The following is a 25,253-nucleotide window of genomic DNA, read 5'->3' as shown; positions in this document are numbered from 1 at the left end:
AGAACGGTAGCATGTGAGCAAAAACCGGTTAGCCTTTTCTGAAATAGCTATATGGGCTTAGGCCACCTGCCGAGGTTCAACCGGCCGCGCCAGGGTTATTTCTCCAGTTTGGCGTGCTTTATAATCCACTCGCGGATGGTTTCTTGTGCAACCGGCGAAAAGGAAGGCTGTAGTTTTCCTTCTACCATAGCCCACTCCGCCTGGTCGGCCTGAAACAGGTGATTTACACCGGGTAGCTTGCGGGCCGTAACGTCGCGGTTGCCTTTTAGGCCTTTCTCCAGGGCGGTCAGGTTGGTTTCCGGAGCGGCCTGTAGGTCTTTGGTACCATTGAGGGCCAGAACGGGGCAGCGGACTTTAGGCAGAACGGACTGTGGGTTGAAGCTTAAAAAATAGCGGTACCACGGTGTCGTCAACTCGGCAGCGCTAGCCAGCGCAGTGGCATTATCTATGGCCGTGTTGCTTTGCCGGAGCATATTGGCTACAATAGCCTGAGCTTGGGTATTATCAGCCGTTTGGGTGATGATTTCCATCATCGCCTGCTGCCGCTTGTTCATGGCATCAATCTGCGCCGCTTCCATCCCCACGGAGCGCATAATATTGGCTTGCTGCTGCACCAGTACGTCCTGGCCGGGAATGCCATATGCGGCCAATAGTACCACGAAGGCAGGCGGCAGAGGCTCGGCGGCCGCCATTAAGGCCACATTCCCGCCCTCTCCGTGTCCGATCAGGCCAATATGCGTGAGTTCAATTTCGGGGCGGGTACGCAGAAAGTTAAGGCCGGCCTGTGCATCCTTTACTAAGTCGGCGGTAGTGGCCGCCGCAGTGCTTCCCTGCGACTGGCCCACGCCACGGTCATCGTAACGCAGCACCGCAATACCTCGCCGGGTAAGGTAGTCGCCTAAAAGGCCAAACATGCGATATTGTTCCAGGGTCCCATCGCGGTCCTGGGGGCCGGTATCCGAAAGTAGCAGCACTGCCGGAAAAGGACCTTTACCAGCCGGCACGGTAAGGGTGCCCGCTAAACGAATATTGGCGAGGGTATTAGTAAACACCACCTCCTCTACCCGGTAGGGTGGTGGGAACTTAAAGCTCTTTGTTACGGCGGCAGGAGGAGGAGCCAGCGTCAGCTCCATTGAGGCTTTGTAGCCGGGCTGCTGCCAGGTGCCTAGCAGCGCTTTACCACTCTTCTGCAGTCGGCCAGTGAACCGGCTGTCGGCCTCAGCGGCGTAGATAATGACCGTATCGCCGCGCGTTTCCACGGTCATGGGCATACGGTTGACTTTTTGCAACGGCACATCCAGGAAAGCAAACCGCTTGCCGCTCGTCAGCTCTGTGATACTGATAATAATTTCCAGACTACCCCCCGGCATTTTGAGGGGACCCTTCCATTGCCCTGCCAAGCCACCAGCGGCAGGGGGTTGCCCATGACCGGCGAAGGGGAGTAGTAGAAGCACCAGCCACCAACTGTACAGGCAGCGGTTTAAAAAAATCATAAAAAGCGTACGCAAAGAGGTGCAGAGGAGAAGATTGAAAGCCACGTACAAGATCGGTGCCGGAAAACGAAAAACCAGCCACAGAAATTAGCTGCCGTATACCCGGCTGCTATGCCAAGCTTATTGAGCAGCCCGTCCTCTTCTTATTGATACGGGAGCCAAGGCCAGTATACTGGCTCTAAACTAGAAAGTTACAGTCCAAGGCTGTACACAGCTTTCAAGTACACAAACGTACCGTTGAATCCCATTTGAACAGGGTTGTAGGGGAAAATGTCGCGGTTTTCGGGTAAGTTGGATGGCTTGCCGAAGCGGCCCTGATAGTAGGCGTTGAACAATTCTTCCGTAGCAAAGCCGCCCGGGGGGCGCCCATTGCGGGCTGCTTCCGAAACTGTGTTAGGGAATACGTTCAGCACGTTGTTAACGCCCGCGGTGAGGCTCAACGATTTGGTTGGTTTATAGCCAATGAGCAGATCGGTAACAGTACGAGGCGCAAAGCTCAGGAAATAGCTCCCGAAGTCGTTTGTCGGGTCGGTTTGGGTATCGTAGTATTCTACTTTGCCAAAGTAGGTATTGCGCACCACCCCCGAGAACTTGCCGAGCTCGTAGCCCAGGTTAAGCAGGATTTTGCTTTTAGGGTTACCGGTTTCAATCAGCGAAAGCTGGCGGGGGTCGATGTAGTTGGTATTGGGGTTGTCGTCGGTTTCCAGGGACTGAAAGTTCGCGGGTACGTTCAGGCCCTGGATGGTGGTGCGGTTGAAGTTGGCCGCTGCGGTGGCCGTAAACGAACCCCGGCCCAACTCGTGCTGATAACTAGCCACCAGATCCAGGCCCATGGTGCGGGTATCCAAAGAGTTGGTGAAGAACTGGGCCCGGTCAATACTGTAGCGGAACAAAGCGGCATCCAGGTTCTGGTTGATGCCCGGCCCAAACAAGCCCGAAAGAATAATCCGGTCATTGATATCGATACGATAAGCATCGGCCGTGAAGCTGAAGTTGGGCAACGGCGTTAACACCAGGCCTCCGCTGAAGCTGAGGGATTTTTCGGGGCCGAGTGCCGGAATGCCTGCAGCCTGAGTTACTTCATCCTGGTTGTTGAAAATGCCGGAATAGCGCACTCCTGAAGCCGTAGACTCCAGCGAGAGTTGCCGGTAAAGTACCTGTTGGAGGGAAGGCGCCCGGAAGCCCGTGTTGAAAGCCCCGCGCACCGCCAAGGGCTTAACTACCTGAAACCGCGAAGTGACTTTATAAATAAATGCGGAGCCAAAGTCACTGTAGTTCTCGAAGCGCAAGGCCGTGCTTACCGACCATTTTTTGGTTACGTCGGCTTCAATATCAATGAACCCACCTATGTTGCTGCGGTTGCCGGTAACGGCCGAAGCTGGAGCAAACCCTAGAAAGCCTTGCGAGCCGCCTTCGGCACCAATTTCGCCCGCGTCAAATTCTCCCCATGAGGTCTGATCGGCCTCAACGATTTGGTACCGGTCATTGCGGTACTCTGCGCCGAAGGCCACGTTCGTACCCGCCAGTACTTTGGGAAACAGACGGCTTATGGTCGCGTTGGCCACATTCTGCAAGAACTGGAAGCCACCAGCTTCAAACGTTGTGGGCGAGCTTGGGCCAATAGAAGCGTTCAGTGTGTTGCTGACGTTGTAGCGCATCTGGTTGTAGCCCGCAATATTACTCACATCCAGGCTCCAGGGGCCTAGGCCGATAACGGCTCCTACGGCCGCTGAAGCATCATGAATCCGGGTATTGATATTGGGTTGGTAGCCGTACGGAAAGATGGATTCGATGATATCAAATGACTGCGTGGCGGGCAGCACCCATGGCGCGGCGGCATTGCCCCGGCGGTAGTTGTAGCCGCCAAAGGAGTACAGCCGGACTTTATCCGTGGCGGCCACGAGGGCATTGAATATGCCCCGGTAGTTGTCGATGCGCGCGTCGCCGTTACGCTGCTCAAAGTCGGCGTACGTTTTGCCGCTCGCAGCTAACGCGGCTTCTTCCTCCGCTCGGTCAAAGGAGAAAACCGGGCGCGACGCCAGGTCCCGGGAATAGTCGCGGGTAGTGGAGCCGCGGTGGTCGGCATCCAGCGTCAGGTTAAGAAAGCCTTTCGGGCCCAACTTAAACCCCTTATTCACGCTGGCCAGCACCGTTAGCCCGTCGCCCTGCGTCGTAACGCCGGTGCCCACCAGTACGTTGCCGCCTTTGTTGTCCGCTTTCAGATTGATGTTCATTACGCCCGCAATGGCATCAGAGCCATACTGGGCGGCAGCACCATCGCGCAGGATTTCTACCCGGTCTACGGCATTGGCAGCAATGGTATTCAAATCGGTGCCCACGTTGCCTACGCCACGGTTGCCGAATAAATTAATGAGAGCCGTGGTGTGGCGACGCTTGCCGTTTACCAGCACCAGCATCTGGTCCGTGCCCAAGCCTCGCAACGACGCCGGGTCCACATGATCCGAACCACCAGCAGAGGTTTGACGGGTAGAGTTAAAGGAGGGAACCGCGTACTGGAGAATCTGCGTCATGTCCGTCTGCGGAACCGTAGCCGATAAAGTACGCATATCGATAATATCAATGGGCACAGCTGATTCCAGCGCGGTGCGGTCGGAGCGGCGGGTACCTACCGCTACTACCTCCGTACTCAGAGTAAAGGTAAAGGCGGCCTCTTTGCCAGCAACCAAAAATACATTGGTGACCAGCACAGGCCTGAAACCAGGTTGCGCTACCTGTAGGGTATACGGGCCGCCTACTAGCAGCGCATCTATTGCAAACCCGCCACTGCTGTCGCTCGCTGCCGTACGCCGGATGCCGGTAGGCAAGTGAATAGCGGCAACGGTAACGCCAGCTAGCGGTGTATTCTTATCCGATGAAATTGTGCCCTTGATGCTGGCAGTCGTTGCTTGCGCGTGGGTTTGTGACGCACACAACAGGAATAGGCTGCACAGAAGCAGACACAAACGGGTAAAAAGTTGCACAGAGGGTAGTAGATGAGGTTGTAGAGGTATGTGTTAAAAATCAAAAGCCTTCGAAAGTTTTACGAAAGTGTATATTTATACAAAAAAATATAGTTATTAGATATTCGGGTTGTAAAAGAGGCTTTGTCAGGGGCTAAGGAAAGAACAGGGGAGGGCGGGTTTTAAGAATTTTACTATAATTAAATCATATATTACATATAACGTGCAGGTTAATTCGCTTTGAGAAGGTATAATAGAGGCTGTTGTTCCTGTGATTTCCCCTGGGGTTACCCGTTTGCACCAGGCAATGATAAAATTGGCGCAGGGTGTTCTTGCCTGTCTGAGTTTTAGCGATATGAGATTTATCCAAACGAAAAAGAAAGTCATAAACGTCGCTTGGCGGGTAGTAGAAACATTTTATTGATTTTGCGCTTTAGCTCCCACACACCTCGTCTCACTCTCTTACTTACCCTCATGAAAAAGTACGCTTACTTATTTCTGCTCCTGATGGGGCTAACCACTTTTGCCTGCGACAAAGAAGAGGAAGACAAGCCCACGACCGGGATAGTAAACCTCTCCGCTACCTTAGATGGTAAACAGCAGGTGCCGGCTAATAACTCGCCGGGAACCGGCACGTTCACGGGTACCTATGATAAAAGTACCCGCGTCATTACCTATAACATCGTGTTCAGCAACATGACGGCGGCCCCATCGGCCGGCCACTTCCACCAGGGAGCCCCGGGCGTTACCGGGCCCGTATCAGTGCCATTTCCCGGGCTTACTTCCCCTATCAATGGTACGGCAACCCTGTCACAAGCCGATGGCGCAAAGCTGCTGGGAGGTGAGTTCTATGCCAACCTCCATAGCCCTAATTTCCCCAATGGAGAGCTACGGGGGGACATCAAAGTGAAATAAACCTGAACTATCAAACACAAAAGCGGCTGCATTATCTGATGCAGCCGCTTTTGTGTTTGCGCTAAAGCCTGCTATACCTATTCTCCCAGGCTTTCCTTGGTGATGACGTCCACGAGCTTATCCTCGCTCACGACGATAGCCAGGCAGGGGTAGGGCGAGCTTTCTACGTAACGAATAGCTGAGTTGTAGCGGGCACCCCGGGTGCTGGTGCCCCGGCCGGTGGCCTTGCCGTCCAGAATTACGCCAATGGAATAGCAGTAGCCGTCGGGGGCGAGGAGCACGGCACCGTCGATGGCAGTAATGAGGCGGGTGATGAGGGGCGTAAGCGGTACGGGCTCGATGAGGGTGCACTGTAGCTTGAGGCGGTCGGCTTCGGCCAGAGCCTCGGTGGTGATGACGAGCAAGGTGCCATGCTTCTGGCGACTGGCTTCGAGCACCACGTCCCAGAGGCGCTCTATCTTGGCGTTATCGGTAAGGCCGAAGGTGCGGCGCAGGTCGCGGCGGAAGTGGGTACGGTTGAGGCGGGTTCGGGGCAGAGCGGGCTGGCCGTAGTTGGCACGCATAAGCACCTGCCCATCGTGTTGGAACTCCCAGATGTAGTGCTTCACGAAGTTGATGATGAACAAATCTTCGCGGGCAGGGTCGTAGTGGCCCACCAGGCGGCCCAGGGCATACACGTTTTCGCCGTCGGCTAGCAGGCTCACGTCGGGCGTAGTCATCTCCAGCAGCTTGCGCACGGCCTGGTAGTCCGTGAGCGGGGTGGGGCAGGTAAGGGCAAAGACTTCCTCCAGGTTGGGATGGTGGCGGCGGGCCAGCAGTAGCTTGCCCACGCCCTCGGCGCTTTCGTAGCGCAGGGAAGAAATGGTGTTGCAGGTGGCAAACAGCTTGGCGTCGTTGGGGTCGAGGCCCAGGTCCTGGGCGGGCGTATCCATAAACAGCCGCCCCGCCGCCCGTATTACCTCTTCGGTGTCGCGGGGACGCATAAAGAGGCTGAGGCCGGGTTCGGTTTCATTCAGGGCTTTCCAGCACTCCTCGTGAAAGCGCATCACCACCGACTGGATAAGCGAAGTAGCCAGCGGGCGGCCATCAGTGTAGAAGCGCAGAGGCTCCAGGGCAGCGTAGCGGCGCAGTACCTTGGCGTTGAGCTGCAATACCGTGAGCACGAAGTGGTTGTGTACCAGCACAGGCAGCCCTACAAAGCTTGCGCGCTTGGTGGCGGAGGGGTCGGCATCAAACACTTCCTGCACGGCCCGGCGCAGGGCCACGGCTTCCTGCCGCCACTGCTCAAACCACTCCGATACTACCTCGTAGCCCTGAAAAGGCCATGGCTCCTGCTGTTGCAGCTCCTGGCCCCGCTGCCGCACGGCGGCAAACCGCTCCCCGTGGAGCAGGGCCCCATCGGGCTCCAGCCGGATGAGCGGGCCGCCTTCCCCCTCGGGCGTGGCCGGAATGCCCAGCAGCAGCACCGTGGGGTTCAGCTCCTCGTCGAGGGCATCAAAAATGCTTTGGGCGCTCTGCTGGGCAGCCTGCCGAAAGCGGGCCTGGTGAGGCCACATGGCCAGCGGGCCCACCACGGGCTCGGGCACGAGCGGTTGAACAGGCGGAGCACTCAGCAGAGTTAGGGGGGCAAGCATGGGAAAGAATCAGGTAGGGGAATAGATAGCAGAGCAGAAAGGGATGCTTAGTGTAGATGAAGCATGCCCCGTGACGACTGGCTGATGGTTACAACTGGAATACAACCGGCAACACCATCTTTTGCTTTATGGGCTGGCCCTGATAGGTGGCCGGCACCCAGTTGGGCGAGGCCTGAATAAGGCGTACGGCTTCTTCGTCGCAGCCCGAGCCCAGGCGCTTCACCGGCTTGATGTCGGTGAGCGTACCGTCTTTCTGGATGATGAACTCCACAATGACGCGCCCCTCTACCTTGCGCTGCCTAGCCTGGGCGGGGTATTTCAGGTTCTGCTGAATCCAGGCAAAAAAGGCATCGGTCCCCTCCACGGGTCTGGCGGGTTGGTCGGGGGCTACTACGATGGGTTTGTTGGTAACCGCGGGTGCTGGTGGTACGGTGGGAGCCGGAGCTGCCGCAGCGGCGGGAGCAGATGCGGCGACCGGGGTGCTCTGGTCGGCCGGAATCTGGAAGGTGATGGGGATGCTCACGCGCATGCGCACTTTCTCGCCCCGGTTCTGGGCGGGCGTCCACTTTGGGCCTTCCTTGATGACGCGCACGGCCTCCCGGTCCAGGTCGGGGTCGATGGGCTGCTGGGGCTCCACGTGCGACACTACCCCCGACTTTTCCACCACAAACGTGACTACAACTGTGCCCTGCGTGCCGCGCTGCAGGGCGGCCGTAGGGTAGTTCTGCTTGTCGGCCAGGTACTGGGCAAAGGCCTCCATGCCGCCTACGGGCACGGCCGGCTGGGCCGCGGCTTCGTAGATTTTGTCTTCGTCGAGCTTGGGAGCTTTAAGTTTTTTCTGGGCCTGGGCGGGCGCCAGGGAAGAAGCCAGCAGGCCGGCCAGCAACACGCAACGGGAAAGCAACTGCTTCATAGCAAAAGGGGCTAGCGGGAAAGGGAGGTGGACCGGGCGGCCCGGCTTCTCAACGGCGGAAACCGGCTGGCGGGTTCAGCCTCTATACAAAGAGTCGAATTTCAATAGATTTGACTTTATGAAAGCCGAAGAAACTTCCGTTGCTCATCATTCCAGCCGCGCCCCGGAGCCCGTGGGCCTGTACCCGCATGCCCGCCGCGTCGGCCAGCTGCTGTTCCTGTCGGGCGTAGGCCCGCGCCAGCGCGGTCAGGTGGCCGTGCCCGGCGTGGAGCTGGACGAGGCCGGCCGCATCCTGCGCTACGACTTCGAAAGCCAGTGCCACGCCGTGTTCCAGAACGTGCGCTATATCCTGGAAGAAGCCGGGGCCCGCTGGGAAGACCTCGTGGACGTGACCGTGTTTCTGACCAACATGCAGGCTGACTTCGCCACCTACAACCGCCTCTACGCCGAGTACTTCGCGACCAGCCAACCTTGCCGCACCACCGTCGAAATCAACTGCCTGCCCACGCCCATTGCTATTGAACTCAAGTGCATAGCCGTGGTAGCCGGGTAACGGGTTGGGGCAAGAAGTATCCTTGTACGGCCCTGTGCCGTTGCGGGGAGTTGGCCAACAAGTCCTACTGCGATGGGGCGCACCACCAGCTGCCGCCGGGCTGAGACAAGGAATCCTCGGAGGGGCGGTCGGCCAAGCCAGCCCTGTTCGGGGTGGTCCGGCGGCCGGCGCGTACCTTCGCCTTTCCGCCGACGTCCGCTGCCGTGTCTATCGAATCTTCTGCTTTCCGCCCGCTTTCCGTGAATCCCGCCGAACTGTTTGCGGCCAACCTGCCCGCGCACGCCGAGCGGGAGCAGTACTTCGCCAGCCGTCACCAGGCTGTGGCCTGGCTGCGGGTAGCCGTATTCGGAGGCGGGGCTGTGGCCGCGTACCTTCTCCTGAAAGACCGGCAGTGGCTGGCAGGCCTGGGCGTGGTACTGGCCGCTTACCTGGTGTTTGTGCTGGTGTTGCGCTGGCACGCCCGCCTGGGCTACCAGCGCCGCCACTTTCAGTTGCTGGGCCTTATCAGCCAGGAAGAGCTGCACCGCCTGACGGGCCGCCTCACCGACTTCGACCCCGGCCTGCGCTACCAGGACGCTGCGCACCCCTATACTTCCGACCTCGACGTTTTTGGGCCGCACTCTGCGTTTCAGCTGCTGAGCCGGGCCACTTCCCGGCTGGGGCAGGATGCGCTGGCCAGCTGGCTGCAGCAGGCCGCTGCCCCTGCCGAGGTAGAGGCCCGGCAGCAGGCCGCCGCCGAGCTGGCGCCCGATGCCGCCTGGCAGCACGAGTGGCAGGCTCGCGCCCGGCACTTCCCGCACCAGGCCGACGACCCGCGCCGCTTCACGGCCTGGCTGCGCGAGCCGAACTTCTTTGCCGATAAAACTTGGCTGAAAGCGTTGCTGTTTGTGCTGCCGCCGCTGGCCCTAGCCAGCCTGGGCCTGTGGTTGAGCGGCCGGCCTTTTCTGGTAGTCGTGCCGTTTCTGGTGCTGCTGGGAGCCATCAACCACCGCTACCGCGCGGCCCGCGACGCCTACTTCGACCATAGCGAGCAGATGCACGACGTGCTGCGTGCCTACCGCGACCAGTTGGCCCTGCTGGAAGCCCGCGAGGTGCAGGCGCCCCGGCTGCGGGCACTGCGCCGGGTACTGCTCCCGGAGGATGGGCAGCCGGCTTCCGTGCAGCTCGGGCAGCTGGCTACCATCGTGGAGTATTTCTCGATGCGGCAAAGCACGCTGGCAGCCTTCTTTGCCAACAACCTGCTGTTCTGGGACTTCTTCTGGATGTGGCGGCTCGAAGGCTGGAAGCGCCGCCTGGGCTCCCGCCTGGACGAGGTGCTGGACGTGGTAGCCGAAACCGAAGCCCTGGTGAGCCTGGCCGCGTTTCAGCTGGCTAACCCTACGTACGCCGTGCCGGAAATCAGCGCGGAGGCGTTGGAGTTTACGGCTGAGGGCCTGGGCCACCCGCTGATTTTCGCGGCGGAGCGCATCACCAACGACTTCAGCACGGTAGGGGCGGGCCGCACGGGCGTGGTCACGGGCTCCAATATGTCGGGCAAAACCACGTTTCTGCGTACGGTAGGGCTGAACATGGTGCTGGCTCTGGCCGGAGCGGTGGTGTGTGCCCGTCGGCTGCGCGTGCGTTCTGCCCAGGTGTACACGGCCATGCGCACCCAGGACAACCTGGCCGAAAGCACGTCTTCCTTCTACGCCGAGCTTAAGCGCCTGCGCCTGCTGCTGGAACTCACCCAGGCCGGGCAGCCGGTATTTTATCTGCTCGATGAAATCCTGAAGGGCACCAACTCCCTGGACCGGCACCGGGGTGCCCGTGCCCTCATTCATCAGCTCCACCGGCTGCCGGCCAGCGGCCTTATCAGCACCCACGACCTGGAGCTGGGCGCGCTGGCTGAGGAACTACCCGGCTTCGTGACCAACTACAGCTTCAACAGCACCTTCGAGGGCGAGCAGATCCTGTTCGATTACCGCCTCACGCCGGGCGTGTGCCGCTCCTTCAACGCCAGCCAGCTTATGCGCCTCATGGGTATTGAGGTGTAAACGTACATGGCTGAAGGGTTTTCTGGTCGCCAGGCTATTGAAGTTTAGGCCGGCTTGACTCCGGCCGGTGGCATTCCCGGAATAGCCAGAGCCGGGCAGCACAGCCCAACGGCTGGTATGTAGGGTGCCGCCTTAGTATACTTGAGCTGTACCCTGCAACGACTAGCCCGGTTACTTGCGTAAGCAGGCAGCCGCACAGCTCTGCGGCCATTCAACCAGAAGCACCATCCAGCCAGAAAAACCTTTAGCCATGCAGCCATTCAACCATCAACCCCATTGCCTCCGTGTACATCCGTAACAACCTGCGCTGGCGCCTGATCTGGAAAGGGGCGTGGCGAAACATCCTGATTTTTACGCTGTATTCCCTGCTGGTGTGCATCATCTACGGGCCCATCGACTTTCACTCGCTGGCTATTCCGTGGCAGCCGGTGGCCACGCTGGGCATTGCCGTGTCGTTCTATATCGGCTTCAAAAACAGCGGCTCCTACGACCGTTTCTGGGAGGGCCGGCAGATCTGGGGCGGCATCGTGAATGCCAGCCGCACCTGGGCTATTCAGGCCCTGGAGTTCGTCACGTCGGTGGTGGATGCGCCCGGCGTGGAGGCCCCGGCAGCCTCGGCCGCGGAGCTGACGGACCGGCACCGCTGCCTGGTGTACCGGCACGTGGCCTGGTGCAATGCTTTGCGCCTGCAGCTGCGCCGCCAGCCCGAGCTGTGGGACACCGAGGTAGCGCCCTTCCTGCAGGCCGAGGAGTCGGAGAAGATGCGCCGCTTCCGCAACCCGCCAGCCCAGCTTCTGCGCCAGCAGGCCGCCGACCTGCGCATTCTGCGGGAGGAGCGGGGGCTGCTCAACGACTTCCAGCACGTGACGATGATGAACTCCCTGGAGCAGCTTTACACCCTGCAGGGCGGCTGTGAGCGAATCAAGAATACGCCGTTTCCGCGCCAGTACGCCTTTTTCAGCTACGTATTTGTGTGGCTGTTTGCGGCGCTGCTGCCCCTGGGCCTCATCGGTGAGTTTGCCCAAATGGGCCCCGACCACATCTGGCTGACGGTGCCTTTCTCCGTGCTGGTGTCGTGGGTGTTCAACACCATTGAAGTGGTGGGCCACACCAGCGAAAATCCGTTTGAAAACCAGATGAACGACGTGCCTATGACGGCGCTGTGCCGCAGCATCGAAATTGACTTGCGCGAAATGCTGGGCGAAACCGATATTCCGCCCAAGCTGGAGCCCATCAACGATATCCTGTATTAGCGCTGGCCTGCGCGTCACCATCCCGCGTCTGCCTGCGTATAAGCGCGCACCAGCGGCCCCTTGCCAGCGGGCCGCTCAGCCGGCCGAACTAGCCGCTGCTACCTTCCCAGTGCCGTTTTCTACGGAGAATTACCTGCTGCTCTAAGGCGAAGCGTCCTCGCGCTCCGCCGCCCTGCCTCCCCAATATCCCACCCATCATGGAAGTTTACCGCGAAATTCTCCCGGAAAGCTATTTACTGATTTTGGCCGATGAAGTGCCCGCCTCGCCCCGGGAAGAAGCCCTCGACTGGGCTCTGCGCCGGGCGGCCCGCAGCGGCAAGTCCAGCGTCTGGATCGACTGTTCCCACCTCACGCATCTGCCCCCCGACGCGGCGGAGCTGCTCACTTTCTACTACCACAAGCTGCACAAGCACGGCATGAGTCTGGTGCTTTGCCATCTTTCCGGCGAAGTGCGGGCCGAGCTGGAGGCGCTGGCCCCGGTGCTGCACCCGCCCATTGTGGATACCTTGCTCGACGCCGAGCACTACTGCCATCAGCTCCAGGCCGAGCAGCGCCAGGCCTCGTAGCCGTTATGCGTTATCAGTTATTCGTTGTTAGTAAACCAATGACTAACAACCGACAACGAACAACTGACAACTAACTTCTATGCCTGTTTCTTTCCGCTCGATTCGCTACTTCTTTTCCAGTCAGGACTTTTCCGATGGCCTGCGCACCACGCTCACTGTGTTGCTGCCGGGCCTCTGGATGGGCTGGTGGGGGCAGCTCGATGCCGGCCTGACGCTTTGCCTCGGCGCCCTCTGCGTGAGCGTTACCGACTCGCCGGGCCCGGTGATACACAAGCGCAATGGCATGCTCGCCGGACTGTTGCTGCTGCCCTTCGTGGCATTGGTTACCGGGCTGGCGGCTCCGCACCTGTGGCTGCTGGGGCTGGAGGTAGGCGTGCTGAGCTTCGCGTTTACGTTGTTTCTGGTGTATGGCAACCGGGCAGCGTCCGTGGGCACGGCAGGCTTACTGCTGCTCATCCTGATGATGGACCGCCACCTTACCCTGCCCCAACTGCTACAGTATGCCGGGCTGGTGACGCTGGGCGGGGCCTGGTACTTGGTGGTTAGCCTGCTCACGTACACCGTGCGGCCCTACCGGCCGGCCCAGCAGGCGCTGGGGGAATGCATTCGAGCAGTGGCGGGCTTCCTGCGGCTCAAGGCGGAGTTCTACCGCACCGGCACCAGTCTGGAAGAAGATTACCGCCGCCTAATGGCTCAGCAGGTAACGGTCAATGAAAAGCAGGATGCCGTGCGCGAGCTGCTGTTCAAAACCCGCCAGATGATGAAGGAATCCACGGGTACGGGGCGCCGGCTGGTGCTCACCTTCGTGGATGTGGTAGACCTCTACGAGCATATTACCGCCACCTACTACGACTACTCGGCCCTGCACCAGCGCTTTGAGGCTACCGGCGTGCTCGATGCCATTGCGGCCGTGGTGGAGCAGCTGGCCGCCGAGCTGGAAAGCATTGGCTTTGCCATTCAGGCCAACCACGGCTACACGGCCCGGGCCCCGCTACTGGCTTCCCTGGACCAACTCAAAACCCGCATCGATACTGTAGAAGCCGAGGGAAAGACGGGTAATGTACTGGTGCTGAAAAAGATTCTGGTGAATGTGCGCAACCTCACCCAGCGCGTGCAGGATATTCTGGCTTATTTCGACGCCAACGCACCCGCTCCGGCCCGGCGCGAGCTGGAATTTGGCCGCTTTGTCACGCACCAGACTTTTAGCCTGGGTCAGCTGCGCGACAACCTCACACTCAGCTCCGGGGTGTTCCGCCACGCCACGCGCATGACGCTGGCGTGCCTGGTGGGGTTTGTGGTGGCCAAAGTGCTGCTGCCCGGTCACCACAGCTACTGGATTCTGATGACCATTACCTATATGCTCAAGCCCGCCTTCAGCCTCACCAAGGAGCGCAACGTGCAGCGGGTGCTAGGCACGCTGGTAGGCGGCGTGATTGGGGCCCTGCTGCTCTGGCTGGTAACGGACCGGCAGGTGCTGGTGGCCCTGCTGGCGGTGTGTATGCTGGTGGCTTTCAGCTTCACGCGCCGCAACTACATTGTGGCCGTCATCTTCATGACGCCGATGGTGCTTATCCTGTTCAGCTTTGTGGGGCTGCCGTACCTGCAGGTGGTGGAGGAGCGGATGCTCGATACCGTGGTCGGCTGCCTGATTGCCTTTTCGGCCAGCTACCTGCTGTTTCCGCGCTGGGAATCTGAGCAGCTGCACGACTACATGACGGCCGTGCTACGCGCCAACGGCCGCTACCTGCACACGCTGGCCGAGAGCCTGGCCGGCTCGCCGGTAGCCGTGGTCGATTACAAGCTGGCCCGCAAAGAGGTGTACGTAAGTTCGGCCAACCTGGCGGCGGCCTTCCAGCGCATGATATCGGAGCCCCAAGGCAAGCAGCACCGCCCGTCGGAAGTGCACGAGTTTGTGGTACTCAACCACATTCTGTCGTCCAACGTGGCTTCTATAACGTCGTCCATCCTCACCGGCGAAACCCGGCCGCAGCTGTCGGCGGCCAGCCTGCGTAGCGTGCGACAGGCCCAGCAGGCGGTGCACCGCAGCCTGTGGCGCCTCGACCCCACGGAACCCGAAAATCAGCCGGCTGAAGCGCTGCTGCCCCTGGCTGCCGCCACCCCCGACCAGCAGCTACAGGAGCAGCTGGAATTCATCCGCAAAGTCAGCAGCGATATTGGGAAAGTGACGGAAGCCGTGCTAGCCTGACGTCAAGACTACAAAAGAAAAGCGGCGCCTTCCTGGGTGGAAGGCGCCGCTTTTTTGGCTGTTTGACGGTTGGGCGAAGTGCACGGTGCCACGGCAGTTAGTGCGCCACGACCAGGTGCTGCACCGAAACGCTGCTGCCGGAGGCCACGCGCAGGAAATACGTGCCATTCGCCCAGGCATCGGTAACCAGCGTATGGTGCCGACCCACGATGGTGGCCTGGTGCAGCTGACGGCCGCTCAGGTCGTACACCGTCAGCTGGGAGCGGGCAGCTGCGGGAGCATTCAGTTCCAGGCGAACTTGGGCGCTGGCCGGGTTGGGGTAGAGCTGCACGGCCAGCGCGTTGCGGCCGGTAGCGTTGGCCGTGGCCCGGGCCGGGCTGAGCTGCAGCAGCCACGTCTGGTTGGCGCCCAGCGAAGTCAGGTTTACCGACCAGCTGCTGAACCCGCCCCGCGTATCGAGCGAAACACTACCCACCGCCTGCCCGGAAGCCATATCAGTGACCGTATAGCTGCCGGCCGACAACGACGACACAGCGAGGGTAGGCGTGGCTGGGGTGAGGGAAGAACTGCCCAGGTTGGCCAGCACCAGCACGGCTTCGCGCTCATACACCCGGGCGTACCCCAGCAGGGAAGTAGCTGTGGTAGTAAGGGGCAGCAGGTAGCCTTTGCGCAGCGGGGCCGAAGCATTGCGCAGGCCGATCAGCTTTTTGTAGTGGTTGAGCAGCGAAGCCGGATCGGCCTGCATGGTGGCTACGTTGGCCTGGGTGTAGTTGGCGTTGAGGCCGCGCCAGGGCGTGCCGGTCGTGAAGCCCCCGTTGGCGCCGGCTGTCCACTGCATGGGCTTGCGCTTGTTTTCGTCGGCACCGGTGCCCAGCATGCCCACTTCCTCGCCATAGTACAGAAAGGGCACGCCGGGCATGGTGAGGTACAGCGACGCCGCCTGCTTCATGCGGGCTACGTCGTTTTTGAGCGTTTCGAGCACGCGCTCCTGGTCATGGTTCGAGAGGAAGGTGCCATACTGCAGCTTGGGGTAGCTCTGGTCCACGAGCTGGAGCTGGCTTTTGATACCGGCCGCGCTGCCCGCGTTCAGCCCATTGATAATGGCCGACGCCAAGTCAAACTCAAAGCAGGCGTCGAGCCGGTCGTTTGTCACGTAGGGCACCACTTTCGACGTGGCCGACCAGGCTTCGCCCACCGTAAACGCATCAGCTTTGGCGCCCTTCACCACGTCGTTGAATTCCTCCAGCAGCTTAAAGGTTTCCGGGGTGTCTTCCATCTGCCGGTCGTCTTCGTCGAGGTATTTTACTGCGTCGAGGCGGTAGCCGTCCACGCCCTTGTTCAGCCAGAAGCGGGTGGCGTCCCACATAGCGTTCTTCAGGTCGGCGTTGTTCCAGTTCAGGTCGGGCATCCCGTCCCAGAATAGAGCGTAGTAGTAGCTGCCATTGCGGGGGTACCACACAGCCGGTTGACCCCAGGGCCCGGAGTAGCCGGGGTTGGTGGCCGACCAGCGGTACCAGTCGCGGTAGGAGTTGGTGGTGTTGGCCGCCGACTGCGTAAACCAGGGGTGCTGGCTGGAAGAATGATTCAGGACTAGGTCGATGATGACTTTGATGCCACGGGCGTGAGCTGCCGCCAGAAAGGCCTCGAAATCGGCCATGGAGCCGTAATCGGGCTCGGTGGCCTTGTAGTTGGTCACGTCGTAGCCGTGGTAGCTCGGCGACTCCATCATGGGCATGAGCCAGATGCCGGTGATGCCCAGGTCGGTGGTCGTGTTCGGGTCGCCGTCGTTGAGGTAGTCGAGCTTGGCGGTGAGGCCTTTGAAGTCGCCTTTGCCGTCGCCGTTGCTGTCGTAGAAGCTGCGCACAAAGATTTCGTAGAACACGGCATCGTTCCACCAGTGGGTGGTGTACTCGGTGGGCAGGGCATCGCAGCTGGCGCAGGAGCTGTAGCAGAGCGTGCCGGTGGTGTTCACGTCGGCCGTAGCGCTGACGGTTCGGTTGAGGTTTCCGCTGTCGTCAAGGGTGCCGCATTCGGCCGGTACGGGTTCGGCCTCGGCCCAGGTGGTACCGTTGATGAACTTGAACTGAAACAGCCCCGGAGCGGGCAGCAGCACCTCGCCCTCGTAGATGCCGTCCTTGTTCAGATCCGCGAGGGGCGTAGCAGCCGGGTCCCAGTCGGTGCCGTAGCCGGCCAGCGCCTGAAAGTTGCCCGCCACGTGGACGCCCGTTTTCGCCACGGTCTGGCCCTTCATATTCACCGAAAAGCGCAGTACGGTGGCGCAGCCGTTGAAGGCAATGGCCGGCAGGCGCAGCGCGGTGGCGCCTACCGTTACCTCGCGGTTGAGGTTGCCGCCGCCGTCGTCCTGGCCGCAGGCGGCGGGCACGGGCTCGGCGCCGGCCCAGGAGTTGCCATTGATGAACTTGTAGCGGTAGGTGCCGGCCGGCACATCCACCGTCACTTCGTAGATTTTGTCGCCGTCGGCATCCGTCAGGGCCGTGGTGGCCGGGTCCCAGTCGGCCGGGAAGCCGGCTTTGCTCTGGAACGTGCCGGCCACGTGTACGCCGCCGGCCGAAACCGTCTGCTGGCGCATGTCAACCCGAAATGTAAGTTTGGTGGCGTGGGCGCTGAGGCCGCCAGCCAGCAAGGCCAGCAAGAGTAGTACGTGTTTCATGCAGTAGAATTAAGTTGGTCGGCAGCTTGCCCGCACCGTTGTGCAGGCACAGTCTTCAACAGCCCGCTACGAAAATAGTGCCTTGCCGTCGGCGTATCAGTGGAAGTCCGCGTTAATCAACCAGGAAACCACAAAAAAGCCCGGCCACAAGTGCGGCCGGGCTTTTCATACAGGCGGTAAATTTACTTTGTGGCCGGCACCTCGGGCCGTAGCGTGCGGCTCAGCCACTCAAAGAACACCCGGTTCCAGAGCACCGAGTTCTGGGGCTTGCTGATCCAGTGGCCTTCGTTGGGGAAGTAAAGGAACCGACTTGGAATACCGCGCAGCTGCGCCGTGCCGAAGGCTTCCATGCCCTGCCCCTCGGGCACCCGAAAATCCTTGCCGCCGTGGATGACGAGAATGGGCGTATCCCAGTTTCTGGCAAAGAGCTGGGGGTTGAACTCAGTGTAGCTTTTGTGCTGGGGCGTTTCCCAGGGCGCGGCCCCGATGTCCTGCTTGGCGAAGAACATTTCTTCGGTGCTGGGGTACCAGCTGGTGAGGTTGTAGAGGCCGCAGTGGGCAATAAAGGTTTTGAAGCGCCCCTCGTGCTTGCCGGCCAGCAGATACACCGAGTAGCCGCCGTAGGAGGCGCCCACGCAGCCCAGCCGGGCCTTGTCCACGTAAGGTTCGGCACTCACGGCATCAATGGCAGAGAGGTAGTCGCGGATCGGCTGGCCACCCCAGTCGCCGGAGATGCTGTTGTTCCACTCCGTGCCGAAGCCGGGCAGGCCGCGCCGGTTGGGCGCCACCACGATGTAGCCGTTGGCGGCCAGCAGCTGGAAGTTCCAGCGGTAGGAAAAGGCCTGCGTGATGGGGCTCTGCGGGCCGCCCTGGCAGTAGAGCAGCGCCGGGTACTTCTTGTTGGGGTCGAAGTCGGGCGGGTATATGACATACACCTGCATCTGCTTGCCGTCGGTGGTTTTCACCCAGCGAGCCTCCGTGCGGCTGGTTTTTACCCCGGCCAGCTCCTGCTGATTGATGCTGGTAAGGGCCGTTTCGCGGCCGGTTTTCAGATCGATGCGTACGAGGTCGGCGGGCTGGGCCTGGGTGGTTTTGTTGGCAATGGCTACGTCCTTGCCAGCCAGCTCAAAGGAGTTGTAATTGTGCGCGCCCTTGGTGAGCTGCTTGATTTTGCCGCCCTTGCTGGCAATAGAAAACAGCTGCTCGGTGCCTTCCAGCACGCTCACGAAGTAGATGGTTTTGCCATCAGGGCTCCAGCGGATGTTGGCAGCGGCCTGTTCCGAGCCGGCCGTTATGTCTGCGCGCTTCTTCGTTTTGAAGTCATACACCACAATGCCGTTGCGGTCCGACTCGAAGCCGGGCGTGGCCATGCTCAGCCAGGCCACTTTTGAGCCGTCGGGCGAGAAGCTGGGCTCGGTGTCGTAGCCGCCCAGCCCTTCGCTCAGGTTCTGGGTCTGGCCGGTGCGCACGTCGTAGAGGTAGATGTCGGAGTTAGTGCTTTCGGCCTCGGCTTTGCCCGTGAGCTTGCGCGAGGTGTACGCCAGCTGGTAGCCGTCGGGCGAAAAAGCCAGCTGCTCGTTGCCACCGAATGGCTGCAGGGGGGCGTCGAATTTCTCCCCGGCCATGACGTCCTTGCCGTAGCCGGTGGGCTTGCCGTCGTCGCCCATGGGCTGGAAGAACACGTGGCCCACGTGCAGGTCGTCCCACTGGTTCCAGTGACGGTAGTTCAGGTCGTCGATGATTTTGGCGTCGGCCTTGGGCAGGTCTGGGTACCAGTCCTGCACCGATTTGCCGGTTTTCACGTCCTGGGTGTACAAAATAAACTTACCGGTGGGTGCGTACTTGAGGTTGGCCACGCCCGCCTCGGGGAACTGACTCAGCAGCTGCTTGCCCGAGCCGTCGGCATTCATCACGTAGAGCTGCTCCGAGCCGCCTTCACTGCTCAGGAAAGTGAGTTTGCCGTCGGGCCGCCAGTTCAGGGTGCTTTCGGAGCCGGGCGTAGTGGTGAGCTGCCGGGCCGGGCCGCCCGCTACGGGCACCGTCCAGATGTCGGTGTTGCCTTTGTTGTCGGCCAGGGAGTAGCGCGTCACGGTGTAGGCCACCGTTTTGCGGTCCGGCGACACCTGCATTTCGCCCAGGCGGCCCAGTTTCCAGAGCAGCTCGGGCGTGTACACGGCGGAAGATTGGGCAGCGGCGGCCAGCGGCAGCAGCAGTCCGGCAAAAAGAAGTCTTTTCACAGAATACGGGAATAGGGGTGGGGAGGCGCCGGCCGGGCCGGGAGCACCGAAACTTCCGGCAAGATAAAAAAACCGTTGCCGTACTTTGGCGGCCGCTTGTCGCTCCTTTCCCTGCTGCTATGCCCGATTTTCGTTTGCGCGTTTTCCAGACGGTAGCCCGGCACCTGAGCTTCACCAAGGCCGCTCAGGAGCTGTACATCACCCAGCCCGCCGTAACCAAGCACATCCGGGAGCTGGAGCGCACCTACGGACAGCGGTTGTTCGAGCGCCGGGCGGGGCGCGTCACACTCACAGAGGCTGGCCGCCTGCTGCTGCAGCACGCCGCGTCCGTCGAGACCCTGCACCAGCAGCTCACCGATCAGCTTTACGCCCTCCACGATGAAGCCGCCGGCCGCCTGCGCCTGGGCGCCAGCACTACCCTGGCCCAGTACGTGCTGCCGCCCATTCTGCCCGCTTTCCAGCGCCGCTACCCGCAGGTGCAGCTTACGCTGCTCAACGGCAACTCCGAGCAGATTGCCGAGGCGCTGCTGCACGGCCACCTGGATCTGGGCTTTGTGGAGGGGCAGGCCCACACCCGAGACCTGCACTATGAGCTGCTGCTGGAAGATGAGCTGCTGCCCGTGCGCCGCGCTACGGCAGCTGGTCCGCCTGCCGCGCCGGTAGCCCTGGCGGAGCTGCTCCAGCACCCTTTGGTGCTGCGGGAGCGTGGCTCGGGCACGCTGGAAGTGCTGGAGTTTGCCCTGCGGGAGCAAGGCCTCAAGTTCACCGACTTTGCCGTGGCCCTTTACCTCGACAACACCGAAGCCATCAAGTCCTACCTCGAAGCTGCCCCCGACTGCCTGGGGTTTGTGTCGCAGCGGGCGTTGGCGAAGGAGCTGCGGGCGGGGCTGCTGGAAATAGTGCCCATTGCGGGCGTGCGGCTCACGCGCCGTTTCGAGTCGGTGTGGGTGCAGGGCCAGCAGCTGGGCACGCCGGCCCAGCGGTTTCTGCGCTTCGCGGCCAATGCCCTGAGTATGTCGGCTGGCTAGACTATAACTTTAGGTTATAGATGATAATCATTTTTGATTATCGATAGGCGAGAGGCTGCCGTACTTTTGTGGGTAATTCAGGCCCACCCCATGCCCGCCAAAGCTTCCTTCACCCCCCACCTCAACCTACCCGACCTCCTCAAAAACCTGCAGGAAGCCTTGCGCCAGTTCCGGCCGCTAGGCCACTTGTCACTCACGGGCCAGCAGCTTCTGTTTTTCCTGGCTTTGTTGGTTTGCCTGTCGCCAATCGGTTCCCCGCCACTGGCTTTGGTGCTGGGGTTGCTGGTGGCGCTGGTAGTTGGCAACCCGTTTCCGGCTCAGAGCAAACGCTTCACCACGCGGCTGTTGCAGTGGTCGGTTATCGGACTGGGGTTCGGGCTGAACGCGCAGCAGGCGTTACAGGCGGGGCAGGAAGGCTTGCTGTTTTCGGTGGCTTCCATTGTTGGCACGCTGCTGCTGGGCGGGCTGCTGGGCCGCTGGCTGGGCATTGACGGACGTATTTCTCATCTCATTGCCAGCGGCACCGCCATTTGCGGCGGCAGCGCTATTGCGGCGGTGGGCCCGGTGCTGCGCGCCGGCGAAGGCCAGATGTCGGTGGCCCTGGGCACGGTGTTTATCCTGAATTCGGTGGCGCTGTTTCTGTTTCCGGCCGTGGGCCATGCCCTGCAGCTTAGCCAGCACCAGTTTGGCCTCTGGGCCGCCATTGCCATTCACGACACCAGCTCCGTAGTAGGCGCCGCCAGCCAGTACGGCGACGAAGCCCTGCGCATTGCCACTACCGTGAAGCTGGCCCGGGCCCTCTGGATTATTCCGGTGGCACTGGGCACGGCCCTACTGTTCAAAACGCCCGGCGCGAAAGTAGCGCTGCCCTGGTTTATTCTTGGCTTCGTGGGCGCTATGCTGCTCAATACTTACGTGCTCGCCTTGCAGCCCGTAGCTCCGCTAGTAGTGGCCCTGGCCAAAGTGGGCCTTACCCTAACCCTGTTTCTGATTGGAGCCGGGTTATCCGGCACGGTGTTGCGCTCCGTCGGCATCCGGCCCTTTGTGCAGGGCGTGCTGCTGTGGGCGGTAGTTTCCAGCGTTTCGCTGTGGGCTATCCTGAAAATGGTGAAGTTGTAAAAGGTGAAGTCGTGAAAAACAGGCATTGCGAGCATATGGCGCATCAAGCCAGTTTCGAAGCAATCCGTCCTGTACAGCACCAGAGACGTATTTTTACCAGAAAGCCCCTGACGTGTGTACGTCAGGGGCTTTTTACGGTTTTAATGTATGCGCTAGTTCTTCCGGCCGGAGCCGCTCTTTTTGCCGCCGCCATCCTGCTTGTTGACGGTGGCCCAGGCACGTTTTTCGGCTTCTTCTTCCGAAACCCCGCGCTGCTCGTAGCTTTCTTCAATGTGTTCGGCCTGCCGCTTCTGCTTGTCGGTGTACGCCGATTTATCTCCCTGTGGCATGATGTAGAAAGGTTGAGGTGAGAAAAAATCCTGGGAAGGACGCTTAACTATACGCGGGCAGGGGCGGGGTGTTATCGTGGAGTTTTCCCCGGGGTTGGCGCCGGGTGGCTATCTTCGCACCAGTCAATTCGCCTGCCACTTTCTTTGTATGCGCCAACTGGCCGATATTCCGCACCCCGACGCGAAAATCACCCTGTTCTCCTGGAACGGGAAGTACCTTATCAAGCTCGAAAAAGGCCCTTTGGAGCAAACCTACAAGGTGAGCGAGCTGGACGTGACCAGCGAAGCCGACGTGTACGCGCTGCTGGACGCGGAATTTATTCAGGCGGCCGTGCAGCGTTTCACCCTCATGCGCCAGGATTTGCAGGCCGCCTTCGACCGGCAGGGCCTGTAGCGGCCCTTCTTTCCTTGTTCTTTTCCTTTGCTGACTATGAAATACCTCGGATTGTTGACCTTGCTACTTACGCTGCTGGCCAACCTGCCCGCCGCCGCGCAGCTTTACGAAGTGCGCCCCGGCAGCGTGCAGTTTGAAAAGCGGGAGCGGGATGCGGTGAAAGTGCAGATAGACGGCACCGCGCAGTGGACGCGCGAGTTCTGGCAAAGCTGGCTGAAGGATACCTACAACATCAAGCTGAAAGGCGGGGGCGTGCTGGGCGTGGGCAAGAAGGACGTAATGGAAGCCAAGCAGACGCAGGTGTCGAGCGTATCGGGCAAGCTGCTGGATCTGTACTCCGCCGTCACGGCGCCCACCGATTCCACCGCCGAGCTGTCGGTATGGGCCGCGCTGGGGCCGGACGCGTTTCTGCACCCCGACAAAACCGTGTCGGAGTACGCGGCTTTGCGCGGCATGGTGCAGTCGTTTGCCACGGCCGCCCGCCTCAAGGCCTACAAAGAGCAGATTGAGGAGGCCGAGAAGCGCCTCAAGGATGGCGAAAAGGAAAAGGACGACCTGAACAAGGATATCAAAAACATGCAGTCCAACACCACCGCCAACCTGGCCCGCATCGAAGCCCTGAAAAAGCAGAACATCGAAAACACGCTGAAAGCCCGGCAGGACTCGGTGAAGCTCATCGAAAACGCCCGGCTGCTGGAAATTCGCAAAGCCCAGCTGCAACGCCGTAAAGACCGTCTTTCTGCCCTCGACCGTAAATAACCCGGAGCCGCTATTCGGCGGCCGCGCCTTGCTATGTCCCAGGACTCTTCTCCCCTCGAAACCCTGCGCCAGCTGAAAGAATGGCTGGATGCGGGCACCATCACGCCCCAGGAATTCGACACGCTCAAGCGCAAGCTGCTGTTTGGGGAAGGCCAGGCGCCCGCGCCGGCTGCGCCGCCGGTGCCCGTGTCACCCGTGGTGCCGCCCGAAGAGCATGTAATTCCCGGTCCCGTGGAAGACCCGGGCTTGCCTATTTACGTGGAAAGCCCTCCCGCTCCGGCCCCGCCGGCTGCCGAGCTACCGCCCGTGCGCGCTACGCCCGCCGAGTTTTTCACGCACCCTACGGAAGCCGGCCGGCCCCAGGAGTCGCCTTCCGGGCAGCCCGACTTCTCCGCCAGTCCGCCACCCGTAGCCGCGTCGGAGCCGGAGTATGAGGAGCCGGCCCCGCGCAATCCGCTGATGCTGGTGCTGATTATTGGAGGTATCGTGGCGCTGCTGGGCTTGGTGGCGTATCTGGCCATCGGCAACCGCGAATCGGAGCGCCTGACCAGCACGACGATGACGGCTGCCGACTCCCTGGCCGTGCAGCCGGAAGAAGGCCCGCAATCCGAGCAGATAGAGCTGGAACCGGCTGCCGCCCCCGAAACCGTGCGCGTGGCCCCCGTACTGCCACCCGCTGCTCCCGTTACCGATTCGGCGGCCACGGCTCCAGCAGCGCCCGAAACGACGCCCGCCGCTACCCCTGCACCCGACGACAACGCTGTACGGAGTCAAGTAGAAAACGCGCTGACTTCTTACTACGAAGATCTGAAAGCGGCGCCCTTCGATGCTGCCAGCCACTTTGCCCCGCAGGTTGAGCGGTTCTACACCCAGCAGAATGTCACGCCCGCTGCCATCAACGAAGAGCTGGCGAAGTCGCACTTCCCCGAGTTTACGGAGGCCGAAACCAGCATCGAGCCCGGCAGCCTGCAGGTAGGGCCCGTGACGGAGGATGGCTCCCGCATGATTACCTACCGCGAGAAAAGCCGGGCCTTCCGCCAGTCCAAGCAGCAGCACCAGCAAACCACGGCGCAGGTGCGCGTGCGCCTCGACAAGAACTTCAAGATAACCTACTTGCGTCAGGAGCGGCTGTTGGAAAATGTATTCAGTGAATAAGGCGGGAGCATGGATTGGCCTGCTGCTGGTGGCAATGCTGGCTGGCTGCAGCATCAACGTTATCCGGCCTAAGCAAACCTTCACGGCTACCGTGCCCGCTGCGCCCGACTATAGTCGGCCCGAAAGCTGGGCCGCCCTGCCCACTACCCGGGACTCGGCCGACGCCCACCCGGACCATACCGCTTTCCGCGACCAGCAGGCTACGGCCCCGGCTGACGTATTTTTCCTGCACCTCACTACCCTTATCCGCCCCAAAGCCTGGAACGGCGACTTAGCCGATACCGAGCTGAACCGCTTCACCGATAGGTTCAGCATCCGTAAGCAGGGCAGCGTATTTAACGCCGCCGGCCGCATCTACGCGCCCCGCTACCGGCAGGCGGCGTTGTTTTCGTTTTTCGACAGCTCGGCCAACGCCCGTAACGCCCAGGAATTGGCGTACCAGGACGTGAAAAAGGCTTTTCAGTATTACCTGGCCAACTACAACCAGGGGCGTCCTATTATCCTGGCAGGGCATAGCCAGGGTAGCTTCCACGCCCGGCGCCTGCTGAAGGAGTTTTTCGACAATGACCCGAAGCTGCGCCGCCAGTTGGTAGTGGCGTACCTGGTGGGTTTCTCCGTGAACCCCAAGGAATACCAGACCCTGCAGCCCTGCCCCGATTCGTTGGCTACCGGCTGCTACGTGAGCTGGAACGCGGCCTCCTGGGGCAAAGAGTACCCGCCTTACGTGGGCTCGGCCGTCGTCAACCCGCTTACCTGGACCACCGACACGGCTGCCGCCCCTGCTTCCCTTAACCGCGGCAGCGTGCCCTACGGCTTCGACCGGCTCGATACGGCCGCCGTGGATGCCAAAATTCACAACGGCATTCTGTGGGTGCATCCACCCAAGCCCGGCGGCTACGTGCGCTTCCTGCTACCCGGCCACGCCGAGCTGCGGCACTCCTTCCACATCGTCGACTACGGCATGTTCTACCAGAGTGTGCGCCGCAACGCCGTAGCAAGGGTGCAGGCGTGGGAGCGGCGACAAAAGTGAAAAAG

At 60.9% G+C, this 25,253-nt stretch carries 20 protein-coding genes; 13 read left to right on the top strand and 7 right to left on the bottom strand.

The window, feature by feature from the left end; all coding sequences use genetic code 11:
* Positions 1 to 95 precede the first annotated feature (95 nt).
* Both I5L79_RS04950 and I5L79_RS04945 read right to left on the bottom strand, forming a co-directional pair.
* Positions 96 to 1,271 carry an alpha/beta hydrolase family protein gene (locus I5L79_RS04950; protein ID WP_196953921.1) on the bottom strand — a complete coding sequence of 392 codons (1,176 nt, stop codon included), beginning with the start codon at positions 1,269 to 1,271 and terminating at the stop codon, positions 96 to 98.
* Between the two features lie 413 nt (positions 1,272 to 1,684).
* Positions 1,685 to 4,474 (bottom strand): TonB-dependent receptor, encoded by a 2,790-nt coding sequence (locus I5L79_RS04945; protein WP_196953920.1) that lies wholly within the window; start codon positions 4,472 to 4,474, stop codon positions 1,685 to 1,687.
* Positions 4,475 to 4,927: 453 nt separating this feature from the next.
* Between I5L79_RS04945 and I5L79_RS04940 the strand changes: the two genes are divergently transcribed.
* The gene (locus I5L79_RS04940; protein WP_196953919.1) at positions 4,928 to 5,368 is read left to right on the top strand and encodes a CHRD domain-containing protein; all 441 of its coding nucleotides are present in this window, start codon (positions 4,928 to 4,930) and stop codon (positions 5,366 to 5,368) included.
* Positions 5,369 to 5,445: 77 nt separating this feature from the next.
* Here I5L79_RS04940 and I5L79_RS04935 read toward each other — a convergent pair whose 3' ends face one another.
* On the bottom strand, positions 5,446 to 7,002 hold the full coding sequence (locus tag I5L79_RS04935; protein WP_196953918.1) for a DNA integrity scanning protein DisA nucleotide-binding domain protein: 1,557 nt from the start codon (positions 7,000 to 7,002) through the stop codon (positions 5,446 to 5,448).
* Between the two features lie 88 nt (positions 7,003 to 7,090).
* Positions 7,091 to 7,915: an energy transducer TonB gene (locus tag I5L79_RS04930; RefSeq protein WP_196953917.1), complete on the bottom strand. Its 825-nt coding sequence runs from the start codon at positions 7,913 to 7,915 to the stop codon at positions 7,091 to 7,093.
* 118 nt (positions 7,916 to 8,033) lie between these two features.
* On the opposite strand from I5L79_RS04930, the gene I5L79_RS04925 reads away from it, so the two are divergent.
* From I5L79_RS04925 to I5L79_RS04900, 6 genes are all read left to right on the top strand, one after another.
* Complete coding sequence (locus I5L79_RS04925) at positions 8,034 to 8,468, top strand: RidA family protein (protein WP_196953916.1); 435 nt, start codon at positions 8,034 to 8,036, stop codon at positions 8,466 to 8,468.
* On the top strand, positions 8,444 to 8,572 hold the full coding sequence (locus tag I5L79_RS23725; protein WP_196953915.1) for a CDGSH iron-sulfur domain-containing protein: 129 nt from the start codon (positions 8,444 to 8,446) through the stop codon (positions 8,570 to 8,572). Before I5L79_RS04925 ends, I5L79_RS23725 begins: the two co-directional genes overlap by 25 nt.
* Positions 8,573 to 8,671: 99 nt before the next feature.
* A complete protein-coding gene (locus tag I5L79_RS04915) occupies positions 8,672 to 10,501 on the top strand; it encodes a MutS-related protein (protein WP_317191357.1) in 1,830 nt (609 codons plus the stop codon).
* A gap of 284 nt (positions 10,502 to 10,785) precedes the next feature.
* The gene (locus tag I5L79_RS04910; protein WP_196953914.1) at positions 10,786 to 11,754 is read left to right on the top strand and encodes a bestrophin family protein; all 969 of its coding nucleotides are present in this window, start codon (positions 10,786 to 10,788) and stop codon (positions 11,752 to 11,754) included.
* A gap of 197 nt (positions 11,755 to 11,951) precedes the next feature.
* Positions 11,952 to 12,320, top strand: coding sequence for an STAS domain-containing protein (locus I5L79_RS04905; protein ID WP_196953913.1), 369 nt, complete (start codon positions 11,952 to 11,954; stop codon positions 12,318 to 12,320).
* 79 nt (positions 12,321 to 12,399) lie between these two features.
* Positions 12,400 to 14,526 carry an FUSC family membrane protein gene (locus I5L79_RS04900; RefSeq protein ID WP_196953912.1) on the top strand — a complete coding sequence of 709 codons (2,127 nt, stop codon included), beginning with the start codon at positions 12,400 to 12,402 and terminating at the stop codon, positions 14,524 to 14,526.
* Positions 14,527 to 14,623: 97 nt separating this feature from the next.
* Here I5L79_RS04900 and I5L79_RS04895 read toward each other — a convergent pair whose 3' ends face one another.
* Both I5L79_RS04895 and I5L79_RS04890 read right to left on the bottom strand, forming a co-directional pair.
* A complete protein-coding gene (locus I5L79_RS04895; protein WP_196953911.1) occupies positions 14,624 to 17,197 on the bottom strand; it encodes an alpha-amylase family glycosyl hydrolase in 2,574 nt (857 codons plus the stop codon).
* Between the two features lie 182 nt (positions 17,198 to 17,379).
* On the bottom strand, positions 17,380 to 19,434 hold the full coding sequence (locus I5L79_RS04890) for a S9 family peptidase (RefSeq protein ID WP_196953910.1): 2,055 nt from the start codon (positions 19,432 to 19,434) through the stop codon (positions 17,380 to 17,382).
* Positions 19,435 to 19,553: 119 nt separating this feature from the next.
* Here I5L79_RS04890 and I5L79_RS04885 point away from each other — a divergent pair, with 119 nt between their 5' ends.
* Together I5L79_RS04885 and I5L79_RS04880 are read left to right on the top strand one after the other, a co-directional pair.
* Complete coding sequence (locus tag I5L79_RS04885) at positions 19,554 to 20,462, top strand: LysR substrate-binding domain-containing protein (RefSeq protein WP_196953909.1); 909 nt, start codon at positions 19,554 to 19,556, stop codon at positions 20,460 to 20,462.
* A 90-nt stretch (positions 20,463 to 20,552) separates the two neighbouring features.
* Positions 20,553 to 21,581 carry a YeiH family protein gene (locus I5L79_RS04880; protein ID WP_196953908.1) on the top strand — a complete coding sequence of 343 codons (1,029 nt, stop codon included), beginning with the start codon at positions 20,553 to 20,555 and terminating at the stop codon, positions 21,579 to 21,581.
* Positions 21,582 to 21,733: 152 nt separating this feature from the next.
* On the opposite strand, the gene I5L79_RS04875 is transcribed toward I5L79_RS04880, so the two are convergent.
* Complete coding sequence (locus I5L79_RS04875; RefSeq protein WP_196953907.1) at positions 21,734 to 21,910, bottom strand: hypothetical protein; 177 nt, start codon at positions 21,908 to 21,910, stop codon at positions 21,734 to 21,736.
* Between the two features lie 148 nt (positions 21,911 to 22,058).
* Here I5L79_RS04875 and I5L79_RS04870 point away from each other — a divergent pair, with 148 nt between their 5' ends.
* From I5L79_RS04870 to I5L79_RS04855, 4 genes are read left to right on the top strand one after another with little or no spacing between them, the layout of a single operon-like run.
* Complete coding sequence (locus I5L79_RS04870; protein WP_196953906.1) at positions 22,059 to 22,304, top strand: hypothetical protein; 246 nt, start codon at positions 22,059 to 22,061, stop codon at positions 22,302 to 22,304.
* A gap of 36 nt (positions 22,305 to 22,340) precedes the next feature.
* The gene (locus I5L79_RS04865) at positions 22,341 to 23,063 is read left to right on the top strand and encodes a hypothetical protein (protein ID WP_196953905.1); all 723 of its coding nucleotides are present in this window, start codon (positions 22,341 to 22,343) and stop codon (positions 23,061 to 23,063) included.
* Positions 23,064 to 23,096: 33 nt separating this feature from the next.
* Positions 23,097 to 24,218: an SHOCT domain-containing protein gene (locus tag I5L79_RS04860; RefSeq protein ID WP_196953904.1), complete on the top strand. Its 1,122-nt coding sequence runs from the start codon at positions 23,097 to 23,099 to the stop codon at positions 24,216 to 24,218.
* Positions 24,202 to 25,248 carry a DUF3089 domain-containing protein gene (locus I5L79_RS04855; protein ID WP_196953903.1) on the top strand — a complete coding sequence of 349 codons (1,047 nt, stop codon included), beginning with the start codon at positions 24,202 to 24,204 and terminating at the stop codon, positions 25,246 to 25,248. Before I5L79_RS04860 ends, I5L79_RS04855 begins: the two co-directional genes overlap by 17 nt.
* Positions 25,249 to 25,253: the final 5 nt, after the last annotated feature.

The sequence above is a fragment of the Hymenobacter guriensis genome, from assembly GCF_015773195.1.
Lineage (GTDB): Bacteria > Bacteroidota > Bacteroidia > Cytophagales > Hymenobacteraceae > Hymenobacter > Hymenobacter guriensis.
This window is presented reverse-complemented; position numbering and strand designations above follow the sequence as displayed.

Bases quoted from the DNA above. Each gene is read 5' to 3' on its own strand.
- I5L79_RS04950 (WP_196953921.1), bottom strand. From the start codon at position 1,271: ATGCCCATGACCGTGGAAACGCGCGGCGATACGGTCATTATCTACGCC.
- I5L79_RS04940 (WP_196953919.1), top strand. From the start codon at position 4,928: ATGAAAAAGTACGCTTACTTATTTCTGCTCCTGATGGGGCTAACCACT.
- I5L79_RS04935 (WP_196953918.1), bottom strand. From the start codon at position 7,002: ATGCTTGCCCCCCTAACTCTGCTGAGTGCTCCGCCTGTTCAACCGCTC.
- I5L79_RS04930 (WP_196953917.1), bottom strand. From the start codon at position 7,915: ATGAAGCAGTTGCTTTCCCGTTGCGTGTTGCTGGCCGGCCTGCTGGCT.
- I5L79_RS04925 (WP_196953916.1), top strand. From the start codon at position 8,034: ATGAAAGCCGAAGAAACTTCCGTTGCTCATCATTCCAGCCGCGCCCCG.
- I5L79_RS04905 (WP_196953913.1), top strand. From the start codon at position 11,952: ATGGAAGTTTACCGCGAAATTCTCCCGGAAAGCTATTTACTGATTTTG.
- I5L79_RS04900 (WP_196953912.1), top strand. From the start codon at position 12,400: ATGCCTGTTTCTTTCCGCTCGATTCGCTACTTCTTTTCCAGTCAGGAC.
- I5L79_RS04895 (WP_196953911.1), bottom strand. From the start codon at position 17,197: ATGAAACACGTACTACTCTTGCTGGCCTTGCTGGCTGGCGGCCTCAGC.
- I5L79_RS04885 (WP_196953909.1), top strand. From the start codon at position 19,554: ATGCCCGATTTTCGTTTGCGCGTTTTCCAGACGGTAGCCCGGCACCTG.
- I5L79_RS04880 (WP_196953908.1), top strand. From the start codon at position 20,553: ATGCCCGCCAAAGCTTCCTTCACCCCCCACCTCAACCTACCCGACCTC.
- I5L79_RS04875 (WP_196953907.1), bottom strand. From the start codon at position 21,910: ATGCCACAGGGAGATAAATCGGCGTACACCGACAAGCAGAAGCGGCAG.
- I5L79_RS04870 (WP_196953906.1), top strand. From the start codon at position 22,059: ATGCGCCAACTGGCCGATATTCCGCACCCCGACGCGAAAATCACCCTG.
- I5L79_RS04865 (WP_196953905.1), top strand. From the start codon at position 22,341: ATGAAATACCTCGGATTGTTGACCTTGCTACTTACGCTGCTGGCCAAC.
- I5L79_RS04860 (WP_196953904.1), top strand. From the start codon at position 23,097: ATGTCCCAGGACTCTTCTCCCCTCGAAACCCTGCGCCAGCTGAAAGAA.
- I5L79_RS04855 (WP_196953903.1), top strand. From the start codon at position 24,202: ATGTATTCAGTGAATAAGGCGGGAGCATGGATTGGCCTGCTGCTGGTG.